This is a genomic window from Kitasatospora phosalacinea (assembly GCF_030268885.1).
In the GTDB taxonomy this organism is placed as follows: Bacteria; Actinomycetota; Actinomycetes; order Streptomycetales; family Streptomycetaceae; genus Kitasatospora; species Kitasatospora phosalacinea_C.
On the sequence record NZ_BSSA01000085.1, the window covers coordinates 1 to 1,167 of the forward strand.

Annotated in this window: 1 protein-coding gene; it reads right to left on the minus strand. The window is 68.5% G+C overall.

The genetic code is table 11. The features are described 5' to 3' along the window. The coding region (gene ahcY, locus QSK52_RS39030) for an adenosylhomocysteinase (RefSeq protein ID WP_285741032.1) at window positions 1–1,167 on the minus strand (1,167 nt) is incomplete at both ends.

Consider the following 1,167-nt stretch of genomic DNA (forward strand, 5'->3'; position numbering starts at 1 on the left):
TTGAGCAGGCGGCCCTCGGAGAGCACGATGATGGTCCGGCCGTCGGCCTTGCGCCACTCGTGGACCTGCGGCTTGACCTCGGTCTTGACCACGCCGGGGAGCTTGGCGAGGCCGGCCATGTCGATCTCGTTGTCGAAGTGGCCGATGTTGCCGACGATGGCCTGGTGCTTCATCCGCTCCATGTGCGAGGCGAGGATGATGTCCTTGTTGCCGGTGGTGGTGATGAAGATGTCGGCGGTCTCGACGACGTCCTCCAGGGTGGTGACCTGGTAGCCGTCCATCGCGGCCTGCAGGGCGCAGATCGGGTCGATCTCGGTGACGATGACCCGGGCGCCCTGGCCGCGCAGCGACTCGGCGCAGCCCTTGCCGACGTCGCCGTAGCCGCAGACCACGGCGACCTTGCCGCCGATCAGGACGTCGGTGGCGCGGTTGATGCCGTCGATCAGGGAGTGGCGGCAGCCGTACTTGTTGTCGAACTTCGACTTGGTGACCGAGTCGTTGACGTTGATGGCCGGGAACAGCAGCTTGCCGTCGCGGTGCATCTCGTACAGGCGGTGGACGCCGGTGGTGGTCTCCTCGGTGACGCCCTTGATGGTGGCGGCGACCTCGGTCCACTTCTGCGGGGTCTCGACCAGGGTGCGGTTGAGGAGCTCCAGGATGATCCGGTACTCGTCGTTGTCCGCGGTGTCGGGCGACGGCGCGGCGCCGGCCTTCTCGAACTCGACGCCCTTGTGGATCAGCAGGGTGGCGTCACCGCCGTCGTCCAGGATCATGTTCGGGGTCTGGCCGTCGGGCCAGGTGAGCGCCTGCTCGGTGCACCACCAGTACTCCTCCAGGGTCTCGCCCTTCCAGGCGAAGACCGGCACGCCCTGCGGGTTCTCCGGGGTGCCCTCCGGGCCGACCGCGATGGCGGCGGCGGCGTGGTCCTGGGTGGAGAAGATGTTGCAGGAGCACCAGCGGACCTCGGCGCCCAGGGCGGTGAGGGTCTCGATCAGCACGGCGGTCTGCACGGTCATGTGCAGCGAGCCGGTGATCCGGGCCCCGGCCAGCGGCTGGGAGGCGGCGTACTCGGCGCGGATCGACATCAGGCCGGGCATCTCGTGCTCGGCGAGCTGGATCTCCTTGCGGCCGAACGGGGCCAGGGAGAGGTCGGCGACCTTGAAGTCG